The following is a 1,310-nucleotide window of genomic DNA, read 5'->3' as shown; positions in this document are numbered from 1 at the left end:
CACCGCCAGGAACCGGGCGTACGACCGGCTGCGCCGCGAGGCGTCCCGGGTCGACCGGCACGCCCAGGCGTCCCTGCTGTTCGCCACCGACGGCCCTGCCGAGGAGGGACCTGTGCGCGACGACCGGCTACGGCTGATCTTCACCTGCTGTCACCCGGCGCTCGCCCCGACCGCCCGGGTCGCCCTCACCCTGCGCCTGCTCGGCGGACTGAGCACCGCCGAGATCGCCCGAGCGTTCCTGGTGCCCGAGCCGACCATGGCGCAGCGGCTGGTCCGTGCCAAGTCGAAGATCCGTCACGCCCGGATCCCGTACCGGATACCCCGCGACGCCGACCTGCCCGACCGGCTGTACGCCGTCCTCGCGGTGCTCTACCTGATCTTCAACGAGGGGTACACGGCCAGTGCCGGGCGGCACCTGGTCCGCGCCGAGCTGTGCGTCGAGGCCATCCGACTGACCCGTCTGCTGGTCGAGCTGATGCCGGACGAGCCCGAGGCGCTCGGCCTGCTCGCACTGATGCTGCTCACCGAGTCGCGCCGCGCCGCGCGGACCACCGCCGACGGCGACCTCGTGCCGCTGCCCCGGCAGGACCGGCGCAGGTGGGACGCCGAACTGGTGGCCGAGGGGCAGGCGCTGGTCCGCCGCTGCCTGCGTCGCGACCAGCCCGGGCCGTACCAGATCCAGGCCGCGATCGCCGCCGTGCACAGCACCGCCCCGCGTGCCGCCGACACCGACTGGAGCCAGATCCTCCAGCTGTACGACCACCTGACGAGGATCGCCCCCAGCCCGGTGGTAGCGCTGAACCGGGCGGTCGCCCTCGCCGAGGTGGCCGGACCGACAGTCGCGCTCGCCGAGGTGGACCGTCTCGACCTGGCCAGTTACCACCCGCACCATGCGGTCCGCGCTGACCTGCTGGCCCGGCTCGGCCGCAACGCCGAGGCCGTCGACGCGTACCGGACCGCCGTCGCACTGACGGACAACGCGGCGGAACGGGCCTTCCTCACCGCCCGCGCGGCGGCCCTGACGCCGCAGTGACCCAGGCGGACGCTACTGGTCCGCCACCGCCGACCGTCGTGTCGGCTGACCGGGAACTGTCGGTGGTTCGGCGATGATGCCGCCCATCACGTCCTCGACGTTGGGCACCTGGGCGAGCTCGCCCAGCCCTTCGACGTAGCGCAGCAACCGGAGCTGCATCGCGGCCAGCTCCGAGCGGCACTCCGCGTCGTCGGGCCAGGCCGACTCGGGCCCGTCGGGGTTGGCCAGCTCCCACGCTCTCAATCGCGGATGCCACGTGGAGAGGAAAGGTCGAAGC

2 protein-coding genes are annotated in these 1,310 nt (G+C 73.3%); one reads left to right on the top strand and one right to left on the bottom strand.

The annotated features are described in order from the left end of the window. The coding region (locus tag ACWCO3_RS34650; protein WP_450014233.1) for an RNA polymerase sigma factor at window positions 1-1,033 on the top strand (1,033 nt) is incomplete at its 5' end. 12 nt (window positions 1,034-1,045) lie between these two features. Here ACWCO3_RS34650 and ACWCO3_RS34645 read toward each other — a convergent pair. Further along, on the bottom strand, window positions 1,046-1,310 hold a 265-nt coding region (locus ACWCO3_RS34645), incomplete at its 5' end, for a hypothetical protein (protein ID WP_450014231.1).

The organism is Micromonospora sp. NPDC002411, from assembly GCF_053592955.1.
This window is presented reverse-complemented; position numbering and strand designations above follow the sequence as displayed.